Annotated in this window: 22 protein-coding genes; 13 read left to right on the top strand and 9 right to left on the bottom strand. The window is 65.4% G+C overall.

Annotation, left to right across the window (positions count from 1 at the left end):
* Position 1: 1 nt before the first annotated feature.
* The gene (locus AC5Y6Y_RS23970; protein WP_463824848.1) at positions 2–646 is read right to left on the bottom strand and encodes a TetR/AcrR family transcriptional regulator; all 645 of its coding nucleotides are present in this window, start codon (positions 644–646) and stop codon (positions 2–4) included.
* 82 nt (positions 647–728) lie between these two features.
* Between AC5Y6Y_RS23970 and AC5Y6Y_RS23965 the strand changes: the two genes are divergently transcribed.
* Positions 729–1,991 (top strand): cytochrome P450, encoded by a 1,263-nt coding sequence (locus tag AC5Y6Y_RS23965; protein ID WP_463824847.1) that lies wholly within the window; start codon positions 729–731, stop codon positions 1,989–1,991.
* Positions 1,992–2,196: 205 nt separating this feature from the next.
* A complete protein-coding gene (locus tag AC5Y6Y_RS23960) occupies positions 2,197–2,361 on the top strand; it encodes a hypothetical protein (protein WP_463824846.1) in 165 nt (54 codons plus the stop codon).
* On the opposite strand, the gene AC5Y6Y_RS23955 is transcribed toward AC5Y6Y_RS23960, so the two are convergent.
* Positions 2,345–3,178: an NAD-dependent protein deacetylase gene (locus tag AC5Y6Y_RS23955; RefSeq protein WP_499930575.1), complete on the bottom strand. Its 834-nt coding sequence runs from the start codon at positions 3,176–3,178 to the stop codon at positions 2,345–2,347. The two genes, AC5Y6Y_RS23960 and AC5Y6Y_RS23955, sit on opposite strands and share 17 nt — an antisense overlap.
* A gap of 139 nt (positions 3,179–3,317) precedes the next feature.
* Here AC5Y6Y_RS23955 and AC5Y6Y_RS23950 point away from each other — a divergent pair, with 139 nt between their 5' ends.
* The 6 genes from AC5Y6Y_RS23950 (at position 3,318) to AC5Y6Y_RS23925 (ending at position 12,837) form a co-directional block, all read left to right on the top strand.
* Positions 3,318–5,360: an NAD(+) synthase gene (locus tag AC5Y6Y_RS23950; RefSeq protein WP_499930573.1), complete on the top strand. Its 2,043-nt coding sequence runs from the start codon at positions 3,318–3,320 to the stop codon at positions 5,358–5,360.
* Between the two features lie 195 nt (positions 5,361–5,555).
* Positions 5,556–7,739: an adenylate/guanylate cyclase domain-containing protein gene (locus AC5Y6Y_RS23945; RefSeq protein WP_499930571.1), complete on the top strand. Its 2,184-nt coding sequence runs from the start codon at positions 5,556–5,558 to the stop codon at positions 7,737–7,739.
* Complete coding sequence (locus tag AC5Y6Y_RS23940) at positions 7,736–9,142, top strand: mechanosensitive ion channel domain-containing protein (protein WP_463824842.1); 1,407 nt, start codon at positions 7,736–7,738, stop codon at positions 9,140–9,142. Before AC5Y6Y_RS23945 ends, AC5Y6Y_RS23940 begins: the two co-directional genes overlap by 4 nt.
* Positions 9,143–9,243: 101 nt before the next feature.
* Positions 9,244–10,503 carry a glutamate-5-semialdehyde dehydrogenase gene (locus AC5Y6Y_RS23935; protein ID WP_463824841.1) on the top strand — a complete coding sequence of 420 codons (1,260 nt, stop codon included), beginning with the start codon at positions 9,244–9,246 and terminating at the stop codon, positions 10,501–10,503.
* Positions 10,504–10,519: 16 nt separating this feature from the next.
* On the top strand, positions 10,520–11,395 hold the full coding sequence (locus AC5Y6Y_RS23930) for an AAA family ATPase (protein WP_463824840.1): 876 nt from the start codon (positions 10,520–10,522) through the stop codon (positions 11,393–11,395).
* Positions 11,395–12,837, top strand: coding sequence for a vWA domain-containing protein (locus tag AC5Y6Y_RS23925; protein ID WP_499927899.1), 1,443 nt, complete (start codon positions 11,395–11,397; stop codon positions 12,835–12,837). Before AC5Y6Y_RS23930 ends, AC5Y6Y_RS23925 begins: the two co-directional genes overlap by 1 nt.
* 2 nt (positions 12,838–12,839) lie before the next feature.
* Here the strand turns inward: AC5Y6Y_RS23925 and AC5Y6Y_RS23920 are convergent, their stop codons facing one another.
* The 3 genes from AC5Y6Y_RS23920 to AC5Y6Y_RS23910 all read right to left on the bottom strand — a co-directional run bounded on the left by AC5Y6Y_RS23920 (position 12,840) and on the right by AC5Y6Y_RS23910 (position 14,592).
* The gene (locus AC5Y6Y_RS23920) at positions 12,840–13,832 is read right to left on the bottom strand and encodes a class I SAM-dependent methyltransferase (protein ID WP_499930592.1); all 993 of its coding nucleotides are present in this window, start codon (positions 13,830–13,832) and stop codon (positions 12,840–12,842) included.
* 114 nt (positions 13,833–13,946) lie between these two features.
* Positions 13,947–14,375, bottom strand: a complete 429-nt coding sequence (locus AC5Y6Y_RS23915) for a type II toxin-antitoxin system VapC family toxin (protein WP_463824838.1) — start codon at positions 14,373–14,375, stop codon at positions 13,947–13,949.
* Positions 14,359–14,592: an AbrB/MazE/SpoVT family DNA-binding domain-containing protein gene (locus AC5Y6Y_RS23910; protein ID WP_499930569.1), complete on the bottom strand. Its 234-nt coding sequence runs from the start codon at positions 14,590–14,592 to the stop codon at positions 14,359–14,361. Before AC5Y6Y_RS23910 ends, AC5Y6Y_RS23915 begins: the two co-directional genes overlap by 17 nt.
* A 44-nt stretch (positions 14,593–14,636) precedes the next feature.
* On the opposite strand from AC5Y6Y_RS23910, the gene nadD reads away from it, so the two are divergent.
* From nadD to AC5Y6Y_RS23885, 5 genes are read left to right on the top strand one after another with little or no spacing between them, the layout of a single operon-like run.
* Entirely contained in the window at positions 14,637–15,302 is a 666-nt protein-coding gene (gene nadD, locus AC5Y6Y_RS23905; protein WP_499930567.1) for a nicotinate-nucleotide adenylyltransferase, read from the top strand.
* Positions 15,299–15,679 carry a ribosome silencing factor gene (gene rsfS / locus AC5Y6Y_RS23900; protein ID WP_463824835.1) on the top strand — a complete coding sequence of 127 codons (381 nt, stop codon included), beginning with the start codon at positions 15,299–15,301 and terminating at the stop codon, positions 15,677–15,679. Before nadD ends, rsfS begins: the two co-directional genes overlap by 4 nt.
* Positions 15,676–16,347: a glucosyl-3-phosphoglycerate phosphatase gene (gene gpgP, locus AC5Y6Y_RS23895; protein WP_463824834.1), complete on the top strand. Its 672-nt coding sequence runs from the start codon at positions 15,676–15,678 to the stop codon at positions 16,345–16,347. Before rsfS ends, gpgP begins: the two co-directional genes overlap by 4 nt.
* A complete protein-coding gene (octT, locus tag AC5Y6Y_RS23890; RefSeq protein ID WP_499930565.1) occupies positions 16,337–17,101 on the top strand; it encodes a diglucosylglycerate octanoyltransferase in 765 nt (254 codons plus the stop codon). Before gpgP ends, octT begins: the two co-directional genes overlap by 11 nt.
* Positions 17,102–17,150: 49 nt before the next feature.
* Positions 17,151–17,981, top strand: a complete 831-nt coding sequence (locus tag AC5Y6Y_RS23885; RefSeq protein WP_499930563.1) for a DegV family protein — start codon at positions 17,151–17,153, stop codon at positions 17,979–17,981.
* Between the two features lie 98 nt (positions 17,982–18,079).
* Here the strand turns inward: AC5Y6Y_RS23885 and AC5Y6Y_RS23880 are convergent, their stop codons facing one another.
* The 4 genes from AC5Y6Y_RS23880 to pe all read right to left on the bottom strand — a co-directional run bounded on the left by AC5Y6Y_RS23880 (position 18,080) and on the right by pe (position 23,824).
* Positions 18,080–20,986 carry an MMPL/RND family transporter gene (locus AC5Y6Y_RS23880; RefSeq protein WP_499927912.1) on the bottom strand — a complete coding sequence of 969 codons (2,907 nt, stop codon included), beginning with the start codon at positions 20,984–20,986 and terminating at the stop codon, positions 18,080–18,082.
* Positions 20,983–21,402: an MmpS family transport accessory protein gene (locus AC5Y6Y_RS23875; RefSeq protein WP_499927928.1), complete on the bottom strand. Its 420-nt coding sequence runs from the start codon at positions 21,400–21,402 to the stop codon at positions 20,983–20,985. The genes AC5Y6Y_RS23880 and AC5Y6Y_RS23875 overlap by 4 nt, the downstream gene beginning before the upstream one ends.
* 249 nt (positions 21,403–21,651) lie before the next feature.
* Positions 21,652–22,698 (bottom strand): NAD(P)H-dependent amine dehydrogenase family protein, encoded by a 1,047-nt coding sequence (locus AC5Y6Y_RS23870; protein ID WP_463824830.1) that lies wholly within the window; start codon positions 22,696–22,698, stop codon positions 21,652–21,654.
* 25 nt (positions 22,699–22,723) lie between these two features.
* Positions 22,724–23,824 carry an acyltransferase PE gene (gene pe, locus AC5Y6Y_RS23865; protein ID WP_463824943.1) on the bottom strand — a complete coding sequence of 367 codons (1,101 nt, stop codon included), beginning with the start codon at positions 23,822–23,824 and terminating at the stop codon, positions 22,724–22,726.
* Positions 23,825–23,838: the final 14 nt, after the last annotated feature.

Genomic DNA, 23,838 nt, shown 5'->3' with positions numbered 1-23,838 from the left:
GTCACTGCGCAGGCTGCAGATACAGTGAGCCCCAGACTATTTCAGTCAGGGTCGCGGCCAGCTGGGTGTCGTACTCCGACGGCTGGACCGGCAGGTTCTGGTGGCAGGCCCGCTCGACCATCCAGGTCAATGCGCTGGCGGTGGTCACCGCATGCAGCTGCGGACGGATCGACCCGTCGGCCTGGCCTTCTTCGATGACCCGCGTCAAGCGCCCGCTGACGTTGTTCAGCAGGTCGCGGTAGGCCTGCGCGGTCGTGGGGTCGTAACCGGAGACTTCGTTGAGCGCCACCAGAACTGGTTGGTGACGACGGAAATTGGCGATGATGCTGGCCATTGCCACCCGGGCGTCATCGGGATTATGCCGCCAGGCCACGTCCCACCAGCGCTCTCCACTGGTAGTCAGGTCGTCGAGTACCTGATTGGCGAGGCGGCGCAACAGGTGGCCCTTGTCTTCGAAGTAGATGTAGAAGCTGGCCCGCGAGATGCCGGCCTCGGTGGCCAGGCGATCGACGCTGAGTTCGGTGAAGCTGGTGCCGTCGCGCATCAGCCGTTCGGTGGCCTCCAACAGCCGGCGTTCCATCTGCTCTTGCCGCTGCTCACGCTCCTGCTGGCGATTGCCCTGGGATTTGCGTGTCACGGCCGGCATTCGACGAGCATAACCGACCCATGGACGTCTTGACTAGACGAAGTGTCTAAGCATATCGTCGAATCAACGGAAGGACGCATCCATGAGCACATCTGTGCAGCCCGCCACCCGCCCTTATGATGCGATCGACCTGTCCTCCAAGGCTTTTTGGTCGACGACGGCCGCCGACCGGGAACGATCTTTCGCTACATTGCGAGCCGAGCGGCCGGTCAGCTGGCAGCCGCCGGTAGAAGGCGACCTGATCGACAATCCGGCCGATCCCGGCTACTGGGCGGTGACCCGCCGTGCGGACATCGTCGAGGTCAGTCGCACCAATGAGGTGTTCCTGTCCGGCAAGGGCGTCATGTTCGCCGACATCCCCGAAGAGTTGCTGGAGGCGTCGCAGTCCTTCCTGGCGATGGACCCGCCGCGGCACACCAAACTTCGCAAGCTGGCCAGCGCGGCGTTCACCCCCCGACAGGTCCGGCGTATCGAAGATTCCATCAAGCACAACGCCAAGGTCATCGTCGAGGAACTGCGGGCCGCCGGCAGCGGCGCCGATTTCGTCGACATCTGCGCCAAAGAACTGCCAATCCGCACCCTGTCGGACATGATGGGCATCCCGGAATCCGAGCGCCACCAGGTGGCAAGCGCGGCCGACGCCGTGGTCTCCTGGGCTGATCCCGAATTCCTCGACGGTCGCAACCCGCTCGAGTTGCTGTTCCAGAATCAGCTGTACCTGCACCAGGTGGCCGGAGCGCTGGCCGCGCAGCGCCGCGAACAGCCAGGGGACGATCTGTTCAGCAGCCTGGTGACCGCCGAAGTGGACGGTGATCGCCTGACCGACGCGGAGGTGGCCGCCTTCTTCGTCCTGCTCGCCGTGGCCGGCAACGACACCACCCGCCAGACCGCCAGTCACGCATTGAAGGCGCTCACCGACTTTCCCGACCAAAAAGACTGGCTTTCCAGTGATTTCGACAACCGCATCGGCACAGCGGTCGAGGAGTTCATCCGGTGGGCCACCCCGGTGATGACCTTTCGCCGTACTGCGGCAAAGGATTACGAACTCGGTGGTCAGACCATCCGGGCCGGGGAGAAGGTCGCCATGTTCTACGCCTCGGGAAACTGGGACCGCGACGCCTTCGACCATCCCGAACGGTTGGACCTGGGCCGCAATCCCAATCCGCACGTGGGCTTCGGCGGTGGTGGCGTGCACTTCTGCCTCGGCGCGCACGTGGCGCGAGCACAGCTGCGTGCCCTGTTCGGCGAACTACTGCGCCAGGTGCCGGAAATTCAGGCCGGCGAACCGTCTTACGTCGTCGGCAATTTCATTCACGCCATCCGGCGCATGCCCTGCACTTTCTGACAGCTCGGCGCAACAGGAGTACAGTCGCGCACGCTTGTAGGGCTGTGCTCCTGACCCGTCCGACCACGGCGCTGTCGCCGGTCTGGTCGTCGCCAAGAATCTGTTGAGAATCCGCACAGTCGCTTCCGAGAAGCTCGTCACATCAGCGAGTTGGTCACCCTGACCGGTCGCACATGCCAGAGATTCGGAGAAGACCATGTGGGCATTGACAACATCGAACGGACTGCGCGTCGACAACATCCGGTACGAGCACGACGCCCGGATGGCCGTTCACAACCTGGGTTATCCGCGAGTCATCGGTCCCTACTCCTGGCAGGTGATCGACAACCAGGGCCGCCAGTTCGTCGCCGAGGTCAGAAGGGCGCGTTGACGCTCAGTTCGGTGACTAACAAGCTCAACATCTCCGAACAGCCCCCGTCGACCTTGACGTCAGCCAGGTCGTCACCCCGGGTGCGACCCCGATTGACGATCGCCACCGGCGTGCCGGTGGCGGCGGCGTGGCGCACGAATCGGTACCCGGAGAACACCGTCAGCGACGAACCTGCTACCAATAGGGCATCAGCCTGATCGACAAGTGAATAGGATTGAGCGACACGGTCTTTCGGTACGCTCTCACCGAAATACACGATGTCGGGTTTGAGCATGCCGCCGCACCGCGGACAGTTCAGGTAGCGGAACGAGTCGGTCTCTTCGACGACGGCGTCGGCGTCCGGAGCCACCGCCAACCCACCGACGGCTTCGGCACGTTCGGTGAAGCCCGGGTTGAGCGCTTCGAGTTCGTCCGCCAGCGCCTCGCGGCTCATGGTGAAGCTGCAGTCCAGACAGGCCACCTGCGCATAGGTGCCGTGCAGATTGATGACGTGCCGGCTGCCGGCCTTGGTGTGCAGCAGGTCGACGTTCTGGGTGATCAGCCCGGTCACCGCGCCCGCCTGCTCCAACGCGGCCAGCGCCCGATGCCCGGCATTGGGCCGGGTGTCGTCCATGTGTCGCCAGCCGACGTGGTTGCGCGCCCAGTACCGCTGCCGGAACGCGGGGTCGGAGGTGAACTGGCGGATCGTCATGGGATTGCTGGGCGGCGAGTCCGGACCCCGATAGTCGGGGATGCCGGAATCGGTGGACAGCCCCGCGCCGGTGAGTACCGCCACGCGCCGACCGCTCAGCAGCGCGACCAGTTCGGGGGATTCCACCCCTTCGAGGATAGAACGCTGCGGGGGCCCGCCGAGCCGGCGACCACGGCTCGAGCAGCCCTTCGCGGTTCGGATGTTTGCCCGAACTCTGCGGGGGCAACATCGGGCGTAGTAGTGGGCCACGTGACAATGAGGGGCGATGAGCTTCTATTCCGCATATCAGCACGGGTTCGTGCGCGTCGCCGCATGCACGCACCAGACCACAATTGCCGACCCGGCAGCTAACGCCAAGTCAGTACTGGAGTTGGCGCGCGCCAGTCATGAGGAGGGTGTCGGGCTGGCGATCTTTCCGGAGCTGACGCTGACGGGATATTCGATCGAGGACATCCTGCTGCAAGATGCCCTGCTGAACGCAGTCGAGGAAGCGTTGCTCGACATCATTGCGGCGTCCGCGGACCTACTGCCCGTGCTGGTCGTCGGCGCGCCGCTGCGGCGACTGCACCGCATCTACAACACCGCTGTCGTCATTCACCGCGGCGCGGTGCTCGGGGTGGTGCCCAAGTCCTATCTGCCGACCTATCGGGAGTTCTACGAGCATCGGCAGATCGCGCCCGGGGACAGTGAGCGGGGCACGATCCGATTCAGGGACGTCGAAGCCCCGTTCGGTGCCGATCTGCTGTTCGCCGCCTCCGATGTGCCAGGCCTCGTGCTGCACGTCGAAGTCTGTGAGGACATGTTCGTTCCGGTCCCCCCCAGCGCTGAGGCGGCGCTGGCGGGCGCGACGGTGCTGGCCAATCTTTCCGGCAGTCCGATCACCATTGGGCGTGCTGAGGACCGTTGCCTGTTGGCGCGGTCCGCATCGGCGCGGTGCCTGGCCGCGTACCTCTATGCCGCGGCGGGGGAGGGCGAGTCGACAACGGACCTGGCTTGGGACGGTCAGACGATGATCTGGGAGAACGGCACCGAGCTTGCGTGTTCGGAGCGCTTTCCCAAGGGGCCGCGCCGGTCGGTCGCCGACGTCGACCTGGAGTTGCTGCGCTCCGAGCGGCTACGGATGGGCACCTTCGACGACAACCGTCGCCACCACCGGGCGACCGCCGACTCGTTCCGTCGCATCGACTTCCGGCTCGACCCACCCGACGGCGACATCGGCTTGCGGCGCAACATCGAGCGGTTTCCCTTCGTCCCGGCCAATCGTGAACGGCTGGAACAGGATTGCTATGAGGCCTACAACATCCAGGTGTCGGGCCTCGAGCAGCGGCTACGCGCACTGGATTATCCGAAGCTCGTCATCGGTGTGTCCGGAGGTCTGGATTCCACCCACGCCCTGATCGTCGCGGCCAAGGCGATGGACCGGGAGGAGCGTCCCCGCAGCGACATCCTGGGATTCACCTTGCCCGGCTTCGCCACCGGCGATCACACCAAGAACAACGCGATCAAACTCGGTGAAGCGTTGGGAATCACCTTCGAGGAGATCGACATCCGCGAAACCGCCAACCGCATGTTCGAGGAGATCGGCCACCCGTTCGCCCGCGGCGAGAAGGTCTACGACGTCACCTTCGAGAACGTGCAAGCGGGACTGCGCACCGATTATCTGTTCCGCTTGGCCAACCAGCGCGGCGGCATAGTCCTTGGCACCGGCGACCTTTCGGAGCTGGCACTGGGGTGGTCGACGTATGGCGTCGGCGATCAGATGTCGCACTACAACGTCAACGGCGGCGTACCCAAGACGCTCATTCAGCACCTGATCCGGTGGGTCATCTCGTCCGAGCAGTTCGAGCAGGAGGTGTCCGATGTGCTGCAGTCGGTCGTCGACACCAAGATCACCCCGGAACTGGTGCCTGCCGGCGAGGAGGAAGACCTGCAGAGCAGCGAGGAGAAGGTCGGACCGTATGCACTGCAGGACTTTTCGCTCTTCCAAGTACTGCGGTACGGATTCCAGCCTTCCAAGATCGCCTTCCTGGCCTGGCATGCCTGGCACGATCCCGACCAAGGCGAATGGCCGCCCGGATTTCCCCAGCAGAATCGCCCCTCCTATTCGTTGAGCGAAATCAGGCACTGGCTTGAGGTTTTCGCGAAGCGGTTCTACTCGTTCAGCCAATTCAAGCGCTCTGCATTGCCCAATGGCCCCAAGGTGTCTCACGGCGGGTCACTCTCGCCGCGCGGGGATTGGCGTGCGCCGTCGGACATGTCGGCACGGATCTGGCTCGACGAGATCGAGCGAGAGATCCCCGAAGACTGAGCTTCCCGCACTCCTGACGTCACCACCACACGAGCACCGCGGGTAAATCACAGGCCGACTCCGCATCACCTTTCGGTGAAGGCGCGGACACAGCAAGGCCTCACTTCTGCGCGGAGTCCCGCTAGCGGCAGCCCGCGAACTAGTGTGCACCAAGATCGGAGACCCGTAACGAACCGGCGGCAGAAGGGAAGCCGATTGACGTCGGCTGAGCCAACAGAGGCAGCACCGGAGATTGAGAGTGCTCCGGGTAAGAAGCGCGCCACCGGGTTCCTGTCTCGCATCCGCTCCCGGGTAAGTATCCAGTCAAAAATACTTGTCGCCCTACTACTCTCGAGCATCCTGTCGGTGGCGGTGATCGGCCTCATCGGTGCTCTCTCCGGCCGCAGTGCGTTGCGGGAAGTCGAGTCCGAGCGGCTCATCGAGTTGCGCGAATCCCAGAAGCGCCAGATCGACGCGCTGTTCTCGGAAGTGGCCAACTCTCTGGACGTCTACAGCGGCGGATTCAGCGTCAACCAGGCTGTGCTGGCGCTCACCGCGGGGTTCAGTCAACTGGCTACCGCGACGATCAACCCCGCCCAGCAGCAGGCGATCACGAGCTATTACGACAACCAGATGATCAAGCCCGTCAGGCAGGTGACCGGGGAGGAGATCGATCTCAACGCAGTCCTGCCGAATACCAACTCCCAGAAGTACCTGCAGGCCAACTACACCGCCGCGGTGCGCCCCAACTCGGAGCCGGTGCTGGATGCCGGCGACGGCAGCGCCTGGTCGGCGGCCAACGCGCGCTACGACTTTTACATGCGTGACATCGTCAACCGGTTCGACTACCGGGATGCGCTGTTGTTCGACCTGGACGGCAATGTCGTGTACTCGGTCCGCAAGGGGCCGGACCTCGGCACCAATATCCTGACCGGGCCCTATCGGGAATCCAATCTGCGTGATGCGTACCGGAAAGCGTTGCGGTCCAACGATGTCGAGTACGTCTGGATCACCGACTTCCAGCCCTACCAGCCCGCGCTGGGCGCTCCGACCGCGTGGGCGGTCTCACCCATCGGCATCGACGGCAAGATCGACGGCGTGATGGCGTTGCCGTTGCCGATCGCCAAGATCAACAAGATCATGACCGCCGACAAGCATTGGCAAGCCGCCGGGATGGGTGCGGCGACCGAGACGTACCTGACCGGTCCCGATGGCCTGATGCGTTCGGATTCGCGGCTTTTCCTGGAAGATCCCAAAGAGTACCGGCATCAGGTGATCGCCACCGGCACGTCGTCCGAAATCCCGGACCGGGCGATGAAACTGGGCGGCACCACGCTGGTGCAGCCGGTCAAGAGTGCCGGCGTGCAGGCCGCGCTGCGCGGCGAGACCGGCGTCATGCGCGGCACCGACTACACCGGCAACCAAGAGCTGGAAGCCTATGCGCCGTTGGACATTCCGAACTCCGACCTGCACTGGGCGATCCTGGCAACCCGGGATGATTCGGACGCCTTCGCGCGGTTGGGACGGTTCAGCAAGACGCTGGCGGTCGCGGTCACGGCGATGATCTTTGTGATCAGTGTGGCTTCGATGCTCATTGCGCAGGCCGCTGTTCGCCCGTTGCGGCGGTTGGAGCTGGGCACCCAGAAAATCAGTTCCGGTGACTACGAGGTCACGATCCCGATCACGTCGCGTGACGAAATCGGAGATCTCACCAATGCTTTCAATGAAATGAGTCGCAATCTTGCGATCAAGGAAGAGCTTCTCAACGAGCAACGCCGAGAAAACGACCGGCTACTGCTGGCATTGATGCCGGAGTCCGTCGTCCAGCGCTATCGCGAGGGGGAGGCCACCGTCGCGCAAATGCATCAGGACGTTGCCATCATCTTCGCCGACATCGTCGGGGTCGACGAGATCTCCAACGACCTGACCGGACAGGAACTGGTCGAAGTCGTCGACGATCTGTTCCGTCAGTTCGATGCGGCGGCCGAAGCCCGCGGCGTCGAACGGATTCGAACCTTTCACAACGGTTATCTCGCCAGCTGCGGCGTCATCACACCGCGGCTCGACAGCATCCACCGCAGCATCGAATTCGCGCTCGAAATGCGGCGGGTCATCGAGCGTTTCAACAGCAAGAGTCGGCACGTGCTGGGCCTGCGCGTCGGCATCAACACGGGAAACGTCGTCAGCGGACTGGTTGGCCAGTCCGGACTCGTCTACGACATGTGGGGCGCGGCGGTGAGCCTCGCATACCAGATGCACAGCGGCGCACCGCAACCCGGCATCTATGTGGCGGCACAGGTGTACGAGGCGATGCGTGACACCCGTAAGTTCACACCGGCCGGCACCATCCTGGTTGGCGGTACCGAACAGACGATCTACCGGCTGATCGAGCGACAATGACGAATCCGCTGCATTCTTCGTGGTTCTACTGGGCACTTGCGGTGGCGATCGGCTTTCCGCTCGGGTTGATCCTGCTCACCGAACTGCAACACTCGCTCGTTCGCCGACGGAGTCGGCTCACTCGGCAGGTCAGCATGGTGCGCAACTGGCTGCTGCCGCTCGGTGCGCTGTTGCTGCTGCTGGTCAAGACTTCCCAGATTCCGGCCGGCGACGCCCCGGTTCGCTTACTCACCACGCTGTTCGGGTTCCTGGTCCTGGTGCTGTTGCTATCCGGGCTCAATGCAACCGTGTTCGAAGGTGCGCCCGAAGAGAGTTGGCGCAAGCGGGTTCCGGCGATCTTCCTCGACGTCGCTCGCTTCGCGCTGATCGGGCTCGGCCTGGCCGTGATCCTGTCCTACATCTGGGGCGTCCGCGTCGGCGGCGTTTTCACCGCCCTGGGCATCACGTCGGTGGTCATCGGGTTGATGCTGCAGAACTCCGTCGGCCAGATCGTGTCGGGTTTGTTCATGCTGTTCGAACAGCCGTTCCGGATCAACGACTGGTTGGACACCCAGACGGCGCGGGGACGCGTCATCGAAGTGAACTGGCGGGCCGTACACATTCAGACCGGCAGCGGACTGCGGATCATGCCGAACTCGATGCTGGCCAGCACGGCGTTCACCAACCTCAGCCGCCCGGCGGGCCCGCACAAGTGCTCGATCACCACCACCTTCGCCACCACGGACCCGCCGGACCAGGTGTGCGCCATGCTGTCGACGGTCGCCAGCGGGCTGCCGCTCATCCAGGCCGGTACCGTTCCGGCCTCGATCGCCCTGGGCGGCGGCGGATACCGCACCACGCTCATGGTCACCTCACCGGCCGACGAAGGAGCCACGCAGTCGACCTTCCTGCGCTGGATCTGGTACACCGCGCGGCGGCAGCAACTGCACCTCGACGGCGCCGAGGATGATTTCTCGACGCCCGCCCGGGTCATGGAAGCCCTGCGCACCGTGGTGGCGAGCGAGCTGCGGCTCACCCTGACCGACCAGCAGTTCCTCGCCCCGTACGCCAGAATCGTGCGGTACGGCGCGGACGAGGTCGTGCAGTACCCGGGAGCGGTGCCCACTGCGATGACCTTCCTCATCGCCGGCAGAGTGCGACTGACCGTGACCGACGAGGACGGCGTGATGGTGCCGGTCTCGACTCTGGATGAAGGTTCTTTCATCGGTGTCACCGCGCTGACTCGGCAACCCAACGTGGCGGGTGCGTATGCGCTCGACGAAGTGACCGCGCTGGAGATCGACCGCGAACACCTGGAAAAGATCGTGATGAACAAGCCGATGCTGCTCCAGGACCTGGGCCGAATCATCGAGGAACGGCAAAGTACCGCGCGGCGCATCTCCCGGCGGGAGAGGGTCAGCTGACCCTCCAGGGGCCCGACCTCAGCACCCTGTAACGGTGGTCGAAGCAGAAGTCCGGCTGACCCAGCCCGACTGAGTGGCATTAAGCCCGATACCCTGGGCTAATGAGTGTGCAAGCCCACGCCCGCAGCGTGCCGGCACCCGATCTGCGCCTGGAGGTGCACGATGCCGCCCGACGCGCCCGGGTGGCTGCCCGCGTTCTGGCCGCAACGCCCACGGTGGTCAAAGACCGCGCGTTGCACGCTGCGGCGGACGAGATCCTGGCCGACGTCGAGGCGATCCTCGCCGCCAATGCCGAGGACCTGGACGTCGCCGGGCGAGCCGGCACTCCGGCCGCGATGCTCGACCGGCTGGCATTGAGTCCGCAGCGGATCGACGGCATTGCCGCCGGTCTGCGTCAGGTCGCGGGACTGCCCGACCCGGTCGGCGAGGTGCTGCGCGGGTCCACCCTGCCCAATGGTTTGCAGCTGCGCCAGCAGCGGGTTCCGCTCGGCGTGGTCGGGATGATCTACGAGGGCCGCCCCAACGTCACGGTCGACGCGTTCGGTCTCACCCTGAAGTCCGGCAACGCGGCCCTGCTGCGCGGCAGCTCCTCAGCCGCGCGATCCAACGAGGCCCTGGTCACCGTGCTGCGTCGCGCGTTGGTCGGCCAGGGCCTGCCGGCCGACGCTGTCCAGCTGCTGTCCTCGGCCGACCGGGCCACCGTCACGCACCTCATCCAGGCGCGCGGCCTGGTGGACGTGGCCATCCCGCGCGGCGGCGCCGGACTCATCGAAGCGGTGGTGCGGGACGCGCAGGTTCCCACCATCGAGACCGGCGTCGGCAACTGTCACGTCTACGTCCACCACGCCGCCGACCTCGACGTCGCCGAGCGAATCCTGCTGAACTCCAAGACGCGCCGGCCCAGTGTCTGCAACGCCGCGGAGACCTTACTGGTCGACGCCGCGATCGCCGGGCAGGCGATGCCGCGGCTGCTCAGTGTCCTGCAGGACGCCGGCGTCACCGTGCATCTCGACGCCGGCGAGGAGGACCTGCGTCGGGAATATCTCGCGATGGACATCGCGGTGGCCGTGGTCGACGGTGTCGAGGGTGCCATCGCGCACATCAACGAGTTCGGCACCGGGCACACCGAAGCCATCGTGACCACCGATCTTGCTGCCGCGCAACGTTTTACCGAGCAGGTGGACGCCGCGGCGGTGATGGTGAACGCGTCGACCGCGTTCACCGACGGTGAGCAGTTCGGGTTCGGCGCCGAGATCGGCATCTCCACCCAGAAGCTGCACGCCCGCGGCCCGATGGGGTTGCCGGAGCTGACCTCGACCAAGTGGATTGTGTGGGGTGACGGCCACACCCGTCCGGCCTGAACCCTAGGAGTCCTAGATGAGCGTGCCCGCGCGGCCCGTGCCGCTGTTCGCCGACATCGCCGACGTCTCGCGCCGGCTGGCCGAGACCGGTTACCTGCCCGACACCGCTACTGCCACTGCGGTTTTCCTGGCCGACCGGCTCGGCAAGCCGTTGTTGGTGGAGGGCCCGGCCGGGGTCGGCAAGACCGAACTGGCGCGGGCGATTGCGCAGGCGACCGACTCCGGTCTGGTCCGTCTGCAGTGCTACGAGGGCGTCGACGAGGCCCGCGCGCTGTACGAGTGGAACCACGCCAAGCAGATTCTGCGAATCCAGGCCGGCTCGGGTGACTGGCAGGCCACCAAGGACGACGTGTTCAGCGAGGAGTTCCTGCTGCAACGGCCATTGCTGACGGCGATCCGCCGCACCGAACCCACGGTGTTGCTGATCGACGAAACCGACAAGGCGGACATCGAGATCGAAGGTCTGCTGCTGGAGGTGCTTTCAGACTTCGCGGTGACCGTCCCCGAACTCGGCACCATCACCGCGACGCGAACACCGTTGGTGGTGCTGACCTCCAACGCCACCCGCGAACTGTCCGAGGCCCTCAAACGTCGTTGTCTGTTCCTGCACATCGACTTTCCGACCCCGGAGCTGGAACGTCGGATCCTGCTGTCCCGGGTGCCCGAACTGCCGCAACACCTCGCCGAGGAACTGGTGCGCATCATCGGGGTGATGCGCGGGATGCAGCTCAAGAAGGTGCCGTCGATAGCCGAGACCATCGACTGGGGCCGCACGCTGCTGGCGCTGGGGATGGACACCATCGACGACGCGGTCGTCGCCGCCACCCTCGGGGTGGTACTCAAACACCAGTCCGACCAGCAGCGCGCGGCCGGAGAACTAAGGCTCAACTGATGGCTACCCGACGCATCCGGCCCAGCCGGCCACTCGCCCCACACGGGTTGCCCGGACACTTGGTCGGGTTCGTGGAAGCGCTTCGCGGCAGCGGGATTTCGGTGGGCCCGTCGGAGACGGTGGACGCCGGACGGGTGATGGCCACGCTGGGGTTGGGTGACCGTGAGGTGCTGCGCGAAGGGTTGGCGTGTGCGGTGTTGCGCCGACCGGAGCATCGGGAGACCTACGACGCCATGTTCGATCTGTGGTTTCCCGCCGCGCTGGGCGCCCGCGCCGTGGTCACTGAAGGTGACGGGTCCGAAGACCCGGACGCGCTGCCGCCCGACGATGTCGAGGCAATGCGCCAGTTGCTGCTGGACCTGCTCACCGAGCACCCTGAACTCGCCGACATGGACCAGCGGCTGGTGCAGATGATCGCCCGCATCGTGGAGGCCTACGGCAAATACAATTCCAGCCGCGGCCCGTCGTTTTCCTCCTACCAGGCGCTCAAGGCGATGGCGCTGGACGAGTTGGAGGGCAAGCTGCTGGCCGGGTTGCTCGCCCCCTACGGCGACGAGCCCACCCCGAGTCAGGAACAGATCGCCAAAGCGCTTGCTGCGCAGCGCATCACGCAGTTGCGCAAGATGGTCGACGCGGAGACCAAGCGTCGGACCGCCGAGCAACTGGGCCGGGAGCATGTGCAGATGTACGGCATTCCGCAGCTTTCCGAGAACGTCGAGTTCCTGCGCGCGTCGGGTGACCAGCTGCGCCAGATGCGCCGCGTGGTCGCGCCGCTCGCGCGCACCCTGGCGACCCGGCTGGCTGTGCGGCGGCGTCGCTCCCGCGCGGGATCGATCGACCTGCGCAAGACGCTGCGCAAGTCGATGTCCACCGGCGGCGTGCCGATCGACGTGGTGCTCAAGAAGCCCCGTCCAGCGCGCCCGGAACTGGTGGTGTTGTGCGACGTGTCCGGGTCGGTCGCCGGGTTCAGTCATTTCACGTTGTTGTTGGTTCATGCGCTGCGACAGCAGTTTTCCCGCGTCCGGGTGTTCGCCTTCATCGATACCACCGACGAGGTGACGCACATGTTCGGTCCGGAGGCCGATCTGGCGGTGGCTATTCAGCGGATCACCCGCGAGGCGGGTGTGTATGCCCGCGACGGGCACTCCGACTACGGCAATGCATTCGTCACATTCATGCAGGGCAACCCGAATGTGCTGTCGCCGCGCAGTTCGTTGTTGATCCTCGGCGACGGCCGCACCAACTACCGCAACCCGGCGGTGGACGTGCTCGACGACATGGTCACCGCCGCCCGGCATGCGCACTGGCTCAACCCGGAGCCCAAACACCTCTGGGGCAGCGGTGATTCGGCCGTACCGCGCTACCAGGACGTGATCACCATGCACGAATGCCGGTCGGCCAAGCAGCTGGCAGCCGTGATCGACCAGTTGCTGCCCGTCTGAGTTCAGCTGGTTTTGCGGAACACCAACCAGCGCATCTCGATCGGGCTGTTCTCGCGCTCGACGGGAAACACGTCCAATCCGCTGACCCACGCTGCATACCAACTGGTTTGCGGCCACCCACCGGGCGGCAGGTGGGCCTGCTCGTAGTCGTACACCGACTCGTCGGAGATCAGTTCGAGAGGCAGACCGGCCACTGCGTCGTCGAGTTCCTGGCGGGTGAAAATGCTGGTGTACGCCTGTTGCCCGAATTCACGTGTGGCACTGTCGAGTTCGAAACCGTTGCGGGTCAGGAATGCGTTGAACACCAACTGCGCGCCGGGAGCCAGGCATTCGGCGGCGAGCTCGAGCAGGCCGCGTAACTGCTGCGTGGTCCGGAAATCGGACACCACCTCGGACAGCGTGATCAGTTGATAGTCGCGCCGCAGGTCATCGGTGGTCTCGAAAACATTGCGCACGATGATGCGTACGTCGAGCTGTTCCTGACGCGCCTGCGTGCGGATGATTTCGGCGAACTTGGGCGTCAGCTCCACCACATCGACCGGATGCCCGCGCCGGGCCAGTGGCAGCGCGTTTCGTCCGGTGCCCGCACCGATTTCGAGTATCCGATGTGTGGTGGGATCGGTGGCTTCGCCGGCCAACGCCCAGACACGGGCGTCGGGCTGGGTGCCGAACAACGGTGGCTCGCGAGTGGCGATCCAGTTCTCGTAAGCCTCGGCCACGGTGAACCATCGAGCGTTGACCTGGTAGTGCAACGTCGGCCCGACGGGTGCGTTGTAGGAGATCACGATGTTGGAGCGTTGCGATATCGAGTAGGCCTCCGCCAGTTGGCCTTCCAGGACCTTGCGCAGATGGGCCAGCTCGTCTTCGTTGAATTCCCGTCCGACCCCGCTGAAGATCCGGCTGCACATCTGCACGTATTCCTCGAGCATGCTCGGAATAGCCGGCAGCGATATCTCACCGGTGACCACCGATCGGGTGTAGACCCGCTTGGTCATGGCGTCTCGCCACTGCTGCGCCTGATCTGTTGTTGGCAGCGAATTTTCCACAGACTCCTTGTACACGATCGAAGCTCCCGATGGGGCGCCATCGCACCAAAAGGACGTCTCGGTTCAGCTGAGCAACTCGATCTGCACATTCAATGCGCGGTAAACCTCCAGTGCCCGCCGGTCGCGGGTGGCGAGTGGTAGGCGGTGCTCATTGGCCGAGGCGCCGACCAGGGCGTCATACACGGTGCCGCCGGCGATGCCGATCGTTCCCAGATCGTCAAGCAGTGCGGTGGCCGCGCGCGCACCGAGATATCTGGTTTCCGGGAATGTCTGGGCGAGCAATCGTGCGACGGTCGCCGCGGTCCGGCGGGCCGGCGGCGGCAACCTGGTGAGCACCGAGAACGTTTCGAAAGCGGCGTGTCCCGCCAACCCCAGGTCGCACCCGCGCAGCGCGCGGAAGGTCTGCTCGTGCTGGGCATGGTCGGCGACGACGAGCGCAACCGCGACGCTGGTGTCGACCAGCAGCGTGCCGGATCTAGCGCTGGCCGGCATCGCGCAGCGTCCGCACCACGGCGTCGTCGATGTCGGCCCCACCCGCCGGAATCACCAGACGGCCGTCCCGCTCCCCGAGCGACTCCCCGGCGATGGGTTCGACTCGCAGGGCCGCACCGTCGGCCGACACCTCCACCTCGCCCGGTCGCAGGCCCAGCTGATCCCGCAATGGCTTAGGAATAACCAATCGACCTGCCTTGTCAATGGTTGCACGCATGCCTAGAGAATACCGTGACCGCTGCTCCAGTAAGCTGGCACACCATGCAAACGCGGCTGCGCAGGCTGGGAGTGATGGGTGGGACGTTCGATCCCATTCATTACGGCCACCTGGTCGCTGCCAGCGAGGTGGCCCATGCGTTCGCGCTCGACGAAGTGGTGTTCGTGCCCAGCGGCCAGCCGTGGCAGAAATCCCGCAACGTGTCCGCCGCTGAGGACCGGTATCTGATGACGGTGATCGCCACCGCATCCAACCCCCGCTTCTCGGTGAGCCGCGTCGACATCGACCGCGGCGGTCCCACCTACACCAAGGACACGCTGCGGGAACTGCGCACCCTGAACCCCGATGCCGAGCTGTACTTCATCACCGGAGCCGACGCGCTGGCCTCGATCCTGTCTTGGCAACGCTGGGAGGAACTGTTCGAGCTGGCGCGGTTCATCGGGGTCAGCCGGCCGGGCTACGAGCTGAGCCAGGACCACATCACCGGCGTGCTGAGCGATCTGCCGAAGGATGCGCTGACGCTGATCACCGTTCCTGCGCTGGCCATCTCGTCGACCGACTGCCGGGAGCGCGCCGCGCAGCGCCGGCCGCTGTGGTACCTGATGCCCGACGGCGTCGTGCAGTACGTCTCCAAGCGGCATCTCTACCGGGCACCCGAGGAAAGCGAGGACCCGGCCGCCCGCAGCCTGGCCGCCGGTAAAAGCACATGAGCGCAAATCAGGAAGCGATCGACATGGCCACGGTGGCCGCCCACGCTGCGGCCGCCAAGCTCGCCGACGACGTGCTGGTCATCGATGTCTCCGGCCAGCTGGTCATCACCGACTGCTTCGTGATCGCTTCGGCGTCCAACGAGCGCCAGGTCAATGCGATCGTCGACGAAGTGGAAGAGAAGATGCGCCAGGCCGGTCACAAACCGGCCCGCCGCGAGGGGGCGCGGGAAGGCCGCTGGACCCTGCTGGACTACCGCGACATCGTCGTGCACATCCAGCACCAGGACGACCGCAACTTCTATGCGCTGGACCGGCTATGGGCAGACTGCCCCGTGGTTCCGGTGGACCTGTCCGACCCGGAGGTGGACGCGCCATGACCGCGCGCCGGTTGGTGATGCTCCGACACGGGCAGACCGACTACAACCTGGGCAGCCGCATGCAGGGTCAGCTCGACACGGACCTGAGTGAGCTGGGCCGCGCTCAGGCGGTTGCGGCTGCAGAGGTGCTGGGCAAATTGCAGCCGCTGCTGATCGTGTCGTCGGACTTGCGCCGCGCCTATGACACCGCGACCAGCCTGGGGGAGCAGACCGGACTGCCGGTGCGGGTGGACGCGCGACTGCGTGAGACCCACCTCGGCGAGTGGCAGGGTATGACGCACAGCCAGATTGACGCCGACGTTCCGGGGGCCCGGCTGGCGTGGCGCGAAGACGCCCGCTGGGCACCGCACGGCGGGGAGAGCAGAGTCGACGTCGCCGCCCGCAGTGTGCCGCTGGTCGCGGAGTTGGTCGCCGGCGCGCCCGAGTGGGGGGATGCGGGTGCCCCGGAGCGCCCCGTGGTCCTGGTCGCGCACGGCGGCCTGATCGCCGCGCTGTCGGCGGCGCTGTTGAAGTTGCCGGTCGCCAACTGGCCGATCCTGGGTGGCATGGGCAACTGCAGTTGGGTGCAACTGTCCGGGCATTCCGAGGGTGGCGCCGGCTTCGACGAGATCGGGTGGCGGTTGGACGTGTGGAACGCCTCGGCGCAGGTGTCCAACGATGTCCTCTGAATACCGACCGGTCGGTAAACCGACCCTGTTGATCTTCGCCGACTCGCTGTCCTACTACGGGCCCACCGGTGGCCTGCCAGCAGACGATCCGCGCATCTGGCCCAATATCGTTGCCGCTGAACTGGGTTGGGATGTCGACTTGATCGGCCGCATCGGGTGGACCTGTCGTGACGTGTGGTGGGCAGCGACTCAGGACCCCCGCTCCTGGGCTGCGCTGCCCCGGGCCGGCGCGGTGATCTTCGCCACCAGTGGGATGGACTCACTGCCGTCGGTGTGGCCGACCGCGTTGCGTGAGTTGATCCGGTACGTGCGCCCGCCCCGGTTGCGGCGCTGGGTCCGCGACGGATACGGCTGGCTCCAGCCACGGTTTTCGCCGGTGGCCAGGCCCGCCCTTCCTCCCCGGTTGACCGCCTATTACCTGGAAAAGACCCGCGGTGCAATCGATTTCAACCGGCCTGGCATTCCGATTGTGGCGTCGCTGCCGTCGGTGCACATCGCCGAGACATACGGCAAGGCGCACCACGGGCGCGCGGGAACCGTCGCAGCGATCACCGAATGGGCCCAACAGCATGATGTTCCGTTGGTGGACCTCAAAGCCGCTGTCGCGGATGAGATCATGAGCGGGCGAGGAAATCCCGACGGCATTCACTGGAACTTCGAAGCGCATCAGGCGGTCGCCGAACTGATGCTCAAGGCGCTGGCCGAAGCCGTGCAGAAGACTGGCGCGCCGAGCGAGAAATCCCGCCGACCGTGATCCGCGCCGGTGACGATGCAGAGCGTAGCGATGGGAAGGAGCAGCGCCGGTGACCGTCGTCGTGGTCACTGACAGCTCGTCGCGGATTCCGGTCGATCTGCGCGACACGTGGGGTATCCGGGAGGTCCCGCTGCACATCCTGCTCGATGACGCCGACCTGCGTGACGGCGTGGACGACATCCCCGCCGACATCCACAAGCGCAACGCCACCACCGCGGCAGCGACTCCTGCCGAGCTCGGGGGCGCCTACGAACAGGCGCTGGCCGACAGCGGCGGTGACGGCGTTGTGGCAGTGCATATTTCGTCGGGACTGTCCGGAACCTACCGGGCCGCCGAACTCGTCGCCACCGACCTCGGACCGGCGGTACGGGTGATCGATTCCAAATCGACGGCAATGGGCACCGGATTCCTGGCGCTGGCCGCCGCGCGCGCCGCTGCGGCGGGCGAGGATCTGGCTGCCGTCGCCGCTGCCGCAGCGTCCGGGGTGTCGCGGACGCACGCCTATATGGTGGTGCACCGGCTGGACAATCTGCGCCGCAGCGGCCGGATCGGCGGTGCCAAGGCGTGGTTGGGCACCGCCCTGTCGCTCAAGCCACTGTTGCACATCGACGATGGAAATCTGGTTCTGGCACAACGGATCCGGACTACCCGGGGCGCTCTCACGGCGCTGGTCGATCAGGTGTGTGAATTGGTGGGGGAGCACCCGGCTGCGCTCGCGGTGCACCATGTCGCCAACCCGGCGGGCGCGCAGGACGTGGCGGCGGCGCTGGCCGAACGGCTACCGAAGTGTGAACCGGCGATCGTCACGCCGTTGGGTCCGGTGCTTGCGCTGCACGTCGGCGACGGAGCGATTGCGGTGTGTCTCCAACTGGCCGAATAGTTTTCGGCGCATCAGAAAGCCTTGGGCCGCAACAACTCAAGGGCGTTCCGGAACAGATCGAGGTCTACCGGGTCAGCACAACCTGACCGGCTGCGAGGTCACGTCCGGGCGAAGGTGCGTCGGGCGTTGTCGCCGCGCGGATGCACCACTTGCGGCCACCAGAACCAGCGCCCGAGCAGCGTGGCGATCGACGGCATCAGCAAGGTGCGCACGATCAGAGTGTCCAGCAGCAGACCGATACAGACGGTGGACCCGAACTGGCCGAGCACTCGCAGGTCACTGCCCAGCATGGAAGCCATGGTGAACGCGAACACCAGTCCGGCCGCCGTCACCACTCCGCCGGTGCCGGCCATCGACCGGATGATCCCGGTTTTCAGCCCGGCGTGGATCTCCTCTTTGAACCGGGAGACCAGCAACAGGTTGTAGTCCGACCCGACGGCCAACAGGATGATCACCGACAACGCCATTACGATCCAGTGGATCCGGATGCCGAACAGGTCCTGCCAGATCAGCACCGACAACCCGAAGGACGCCGCGATGGAACTGGCCGCGGTTCCGACGATGACCATCGACGCAACCACACTGCGGGTGAGCAGCAGCATGATCATGAAGATCAGCGTCAGGGCCGACACCACGGCGATCATCAGGTCGTACTTGGCGCCGTCATGCATGTCCTTGAAGGTGGCGGCGGTACCACCGAGATATACCAGCGCATTCGACAGCGAGGACTGTTTGAGGCCTTCCTGCGCGGCCGTGCGCTCCGCATCCACCCGGGCAATGCCTTCGGGCGACATCGGATCACCCTGGTGGGTGATGAAGAAGCGTGCCGACTTTCCGTCCGGCGACAGGAACATCCGGAGGCCGGTCTGGAAGTCCGGGTTGTCGAACGCTTCCGGCGGCAGGTAGAACATGTCGTCGTTTTTGGCAGTGTCGAAACTCTGCCCCATCACAATCGCGGTGTCGCTCAGCGACTTCATCTGATCGAGCATGGCCTTGAACGTGGCCTGCATTGTCAGTGTCAACGCTTTCGTCGTCTTCATGGTGGTGATCATCGGCGGGATCAACACCAGCATCTGGTGGGTGGCCGCAGCGGTCCGCTGAATGTCCTTGGTCAGTTCGTCGAATTGTCCTGCGAGCTGGTCGAATCCGTCCAGCGACTCGAACAGTGACCGCAACGACCAACAGATCGGGATGTCGAAGCAGTGCTTCTCCCAGTAGAAGTAACTGCGGATCGGACGCCAGAAGTCGTCGAAGTCGGCGATGTGGTCGCGCAGTCGGTTGGTGATCTCGGCGGTTTCGGCCGTGGTCTTGGCGCTGTCGTCGGCGGCACTGGAGAGATCCTGCGTCACCTTGTACATGCGCTGCATCGTTTCGATCATGAACTGCATCTGGTCGGCCATCTTGGTGATGTCAGCCATTCGGTCCTGCAGGAAGGCCATGTTCTGCATCGTGGTCTGGCTCTGCATGCTGTTCTGAAAAGGTATGGAGCTGTGCTGGATTGGGATGCCCAGCGGTCTGGTGATGTCCTGCACCATCGCGATGCCCACGGTGCGCATCACGTTCTTGGCGACTCGGTCCAGCACCAGCATGTCGGCCGGGTTGCGCATGTCGTGGTCGGCCTCGACCATCAACATGTCCGGGTTCATCCGCGCCTCGGAGAAGTGCCGGTTCGCGGCCTCCTGGCCCTGGTTGGACGGGGCGGCGGTCGGCAGATAGAAACGGTCGTTGTAACTGGTCTTGAAGCTCGGCAACGCAACCATGCCGATCAGGACGACCGCGGTGCTGACCGCGAGAACCGGTGCGGGCCAACGCACCACCGCGGTGCCGACCCGTCGCCACATGCGTCCCTGCTTGGCTGCCCGCTTGGACTCGAACAGGTGCAGCTTGCTGCCCACGAAGACCACCGCGGGACCCAATGTGACGCCGGCCAGCACCACCACCAGCATCCCGATCGCCACCGGTGCACCCATGGTGTTGAACCAGGGGAGCCGCGCGAAACTCAGGCAGTAGGTGGCGCCCGCGATCGTCAAACCCGAGCCCAGCACCACGGGGGCCACGCCGCGAAATGTCGTGTAGTAGGCGGTTTCCCGGTCCTCACCGGCGCGCAGCGCTTCCTGATATCGCCCGACCAGGAAGATTCCGTAGTCGGTACCGGCGGCGATCGCGAGCATGGTGAGGATGTTCGCAGCGAACGTGGTGAGCCCGAATGCGTTGTGGTAGGCCAATACCGCGACGACGCCGCGCGCAGAAGCCAGTGCGACGAACGTCATGAACAACTGGATCAGCGTGGTGACGATGGATCGGTAGACCAGTAGCAGCATGATGGCGATCGCGCCCAGCGTGAACAGGGTGATCTTGGCCAGACTGGCGTTGCCTATCACATGCATGTCGTCGCTGAGCGCAGCCGGGCCGGTGACGTAGACCTTCAGCCCGGCCGGCACCGCGTTTTTGTCGATGACCTTGCGTACCGCTTCCACCGATTCGTTGGCTTCGGTGGTGCCCTGATTGCCACCCAGATTCAACATCACGTAGGCGCCCTTGGCGTCGGCGCTCTGGGCGCCGGCCGCGGTCAGCCGGTCGCCCCAGAAGTCCTGGATGTGCTGAACGTGTTTGGGCTGCTCGCGAAGCTGACGAATCAGGTTGTCGTAGTAGCGGTGCGCCTCGTCGCCCAGCGGTCCCTGGCTCTCCAGCACGATCATCACGGTGCTGTTGGAGTCGAACTCCTTGAAGTTGTGGCCCAGGCGCATCATCGCTTTCATCGACGGCGCGTCCAGCGGGGTCATCGGGGCGGAATGCTGCTCGCCGACGACTTCCAGTGACGGGACGACGACGTTCACCAGCACCGTGACGAACACCCAGGCCAGGATGATCGGGATCGCGAAGAGGCGGATGGCGTGCGGGATGGCGGGGCGGTGCGGGCGGGCAGCGGGCGCGGTGGTGTCGGCGCGGTCCTGCACGTTGATCGGGCCGGTCGCCGCACCCCGGGTGTCTTCGAGGTTGCTCATGCGGACTTCACCAGGCAGAAAGTCTGCGGGTTGACGCCGTCGGAGTTCTTCTGCTCCTTGACGATTCCGTCCACGGTGATACGGCAGCCGATCTGGCTGCCGTCGGACTGTGCCATGATGTTGGCACTCACCGAGGGCAGCGTCGTCGAGATGGTGAACGACCACGGCAACGTCGCGGCATTGACCTGGTGGGTGTTGGCGTCGGCGTCCCAATAGTTGATGTTGGCGGTAGCGCCGGGCGAGCCGTAGATGTCGTACGTGACGACCTTGGGGTTGAACTGCACGATCTCGATCCCGGCGCCGGCGTTGGCATTGAGATCCTGGGAGCCGAATATCTTGTGAAGCCGCGACACGGCCAGGCTCGCGACGGCGAGCACCACCACCAGGACCAACGGGATCCACGCTCGTTTGAGCAGGCGGGCAGCGGTACCTCCGAGCGAACCAGTCTTCAACGCCACCGCCCAGCCACCGCCTTCCGCACGCCGATCGCACGATGCAACATCTGATCGAAGAGCTTGCTTCCCGCCCGCCGGACATTGCCGAGGAGAATCTTTGCTCGGCTAAGTATGCTAACCCTTAGTGCACGCGAGCGTTCCTCGGGGTGGCCGCGACGTGTCCAACGGCACAGCCGGGGCGCGGCGGCGACAACCAACCCGGCAGTGACCCTAGCGTGCGAACCGGCCGGTGATGGGTGGCAGATCGGCGAGTGTGACGATGCCCGGTCTGGCGGCCACCACCGCCGGTACCGCATTGGTGACCGGCAGCGCGGTGTAGATCATGCCCAGGCCCATGAACCCGGGTTCTTTCCAGTCCCGTGGCGGCAGACAGTGCAGCACCGTACGCATGTTGGGCAACCCGAACACCTGAATGACGTGCCCGTGCTCCAGAGGCTTGGGCGGAACCACGTGGTCGCCCATGGTCCAGTTGAACCCGACGCTGACCACGTTGCGCTCGCCCTCCCAGCCACGGTGGTAGCCGTGTACGCCGGCGACGGTCCCGGCGGGGATGGTCATGAAACCCAGATCGCTGTCGCCGGTCGCGGCGGTGAACGTGACGTCGAAGGTCATCCGGTCCAGCCGCGCGCCGATCGCGTCGGCCATCATCGCGGCGGATTCGGCGAACACTTCGCTTTCCCGCCGCACGCTCTCGGCCAATCCCGGCGTGTCGGGGAGTTGCGAGAAGCCCATCGCGGTCTGGGTTCCGGCCGACTCGTAGGTCGAACAGTCCACCGACTCGGTGATGCGAATCTCGTCCACCCGCTCGCAGGACCCGCTGAGCACCATCGCGACCATGTTCGTCATGCCCGGGTGCGCGCCGCTACCGAAGATCGTCGAGTTGCCGCGCTGGCAGGCCTGCAGAATGCGCTCGCGGTCCTGCGGTGTCTGTTTGCCACCGGTGATCCACGCCGCGCTGGAGCACACGTTCACCCCCGACTCCAGTAGCCGCTCCAACTCATCGATGTTGGGCCACAACGGGTTATAGCAACAGGCGTCGGCACCGAGCGCGAGCAGCGCGTCGATGTCGTTGGTGGCCTGGATGCCGGTGGGTTTCGGCCAGCCCGACAGATCGGCGGCATCGACACCGACTTTGTCGGCGCCGTGCGCGTAGACCCCGACCAGTTCCAGGTCGGGCCTGCCGATGATGGCGTGCAACGAACGCCGCCCGATGTTGCCGGTCGTCCACTGGATCACGCGCAGGGGACGGTCAGTCATCGGGTTCTCCTTTGCACGCGCCTGCTCAGTGGTGGCCCTGACCCAACACGGCCAGCGCCCCGGAGAGTATCTGCGACATCGGATCCGCGCCGCCACCGAAGGTGGCCTGGGTGGCCGGGGCGGTGACGGCCGCGGGGTCGAACCCACGCACCGGGTCCACCTGGATCGGAGCGGTCAGCGGATCGTCGTTGCGCGAATACGCGGCGTTGACCATCGGGGTCAGTTCGGCGTCCATCTGGCTGAGCAGTTCGTCCGGCACCCCGAGGTAGCCCAGTGGCAGGATCAGCGGCAGATGCCGCTCGGGGATCAGGTATGTCGTTGTCTTGGCGCCCCGGGAGTTGACCGTGGTGCGGATGTTCTGCGGCGGCACCATGCTGGGGTTGGTGAAGGCGACCGCGGTGTGCCCGGTGGCCAGGCCCACCAGCGTGTTGGCCAGGGCCAGCAAGTTGTCCGGCCGGTCCGGGAAGTCGGCGATCGAGTCGTAGGCGGAGACGAAAACGCTTGTGTCGTATTGGCTTTCCACCGGCGGCGGGATGGTGTAGTCCAACGCGGGTACCACCGACCCGACCGGGAACATCGCGGTCAGGAAACTCTGCCCGAAGGCGTGCCGCGCGACCGGGTCGCCGAAAGTGGCAAACGTCAACTGGTCCGGCGGGGGAGCAGTCGGATCGTTGGCGAGCCGGGCCTGCACGGCGTTGAGGACAAGTGAACCCTCGGACAGTCCGATCGCGGTGCCCGGGCCGCCGGCGCGGATCGCCGAGTAGAGATTGTCCTCACCGACCACCACCGACTCGCCGACACTCGGACCGTCCGCACCAAGGCCGGGAAAGGACTCGTCCAATTGGCCGATGCCCGGGAAGATCCGGCCCAATACGTGGCCCTGTACCTGACCGGCCGGGTAATTGACGATCTGGCGTCGCAGACCCGGGAACCATTCGTCGCCTTCGCGACGGATGTACTCGTCATACGGGATGCCCAGCACGTGGGCGCCACCCAGTGCGTAGGCGTTACCACCGGGGGTCGGCGGGTCGGCCGGTGGTTCGTCGGCATTTGCCAGGCCGACGCCGAAATATCCTGTGGCGCAGACGGTTACCAGCGCGGTGACCCCTGCGAGCAGCTTCTTCATCGGCATACCCCGCC

It is taken from the genome of Mycobacterium sp. NGS24, assembly GCF_059813065.1.
The sequence above is the reverse complement of the archived record's forward strand: the minus strand, read 5'-3'. Positions and strand labels throughout refer to the sequence as shown.

Coding starts and splice junctions, on each gene's coding strand:
- octT (WP_499930565.1), top strand. CDS start 16,337: ATGTCCTCTGAATACCGACCGGTCGGTAAACCGACCCTGTTGATCTTC.
- AC5Y6Y_RS23930 (WP_463824840.1), top strand. CDS start 10,520: ATGAGCGTGCCCGCGCGGCCCGTGCCGCTGTTCGCCGACATCGCCGAC.
- nadD (WP_499930567.1), top strand. CDS start 14,637: ATGCAAACGCGGCTGCGCAGGCTGGGAGTGATGGGTGGGACGTTCGAT.
- AC5Y6Y_RS23915 (WP_463824838.1), bottom strand. CDS start 14,375: ATGCCGGCCAGCGCTAGATCCGGCACGCTGCTGGTCGACACCAGCGTC.
- AC5Y6Y_RS23950 (WP_499930573.1), top strand. CDS start 3,318: ATGAGCTTCTATTCCGCATATCAGCACGGGTTCGTGCGCGTCGCCGCA.
- AC5Y6Y_RS23935 (WP_463824841.1), top strand. CDS start 9,244: ATGAGTGTGCAAGCCCACGCCCGCAGCGTGCCGGCACCCGATCTGCGC.
- AC5Y6Y_RS23870 (WP_463824830.1), bottom strand. CDS start 22,698: ATGACTGACCGTCCCCTGCGCGTGATCCAGTGGACGACCGGCAACATC.
- AC5Y6Y_RS23970 (WP_463824848.1), bottom strand. CDS start 646: ATGCCGGCCGTGACACGCAAATCCCAGGGCAATCGCCAGCAGGAGCGT.
- pe (WP_463824943.1), bottom strand. CDS start 23,824: ATGAAGAAGCTGCTCGCAGGGGTCACCGCGCTGGTAACCGTCTGCGCC.
- rsfS (WP_463824835.1), top strand. CDS start 15,299: ATGAGCGCAAATCAGGAAGCGATCGACATGGCCACGGTGGCCGCCCAC.
- AC5Y6Y_RS23925 (WP_499927899.1), top strand. CDS start 11,395: ATGGCTACCCGACGCATCCGGCCCAGCCGGCCACTCGCCCCACACGGG.
- AC5Y6Y_RS23880 (WP_499927912.1), bottom strand. CDS start 20,986: ATGAGCAACCTCGAAGACACCCGGGGTGCGGCGACCGGCCCGATCAAC.
- AC5Y6Y_RS23940 (WP_463824842.1), top strand. CDS start 7,736: ATGACGAATCCGCTGCATTCTTCGTGGTTCTACTGGGCACTTGCGGTG.
- gpgP (WP_463824834.1), top strand. CDS start 15,676: ATGACCGCGCGCCGGTTGGTGATGCTCCGACACGGGCAGACCGACTAC.
- AC5Y6Y_RS23910 (WP_499930569.1), bottom strand. CDS start 14,592: ATGCGTGCAACCATTGACAAGGCAGGTCGATTGGTTATTCCTAAGCCA.
- AC5Y6Y_RS23965 (WP_463824847.1), top strand. CDS start 729: ATGAGCACATCTGTGCAGCCCGCCACCCGCCCTTATGATGCGATCGAC.
- AC5Y6Y_RS23920 (WP_499930592.1), bottom strand. CDS start 13,832: ATGACCAAGCGGGTCTACACCCGATCGGTGGTCACCGGTGAGATATCG.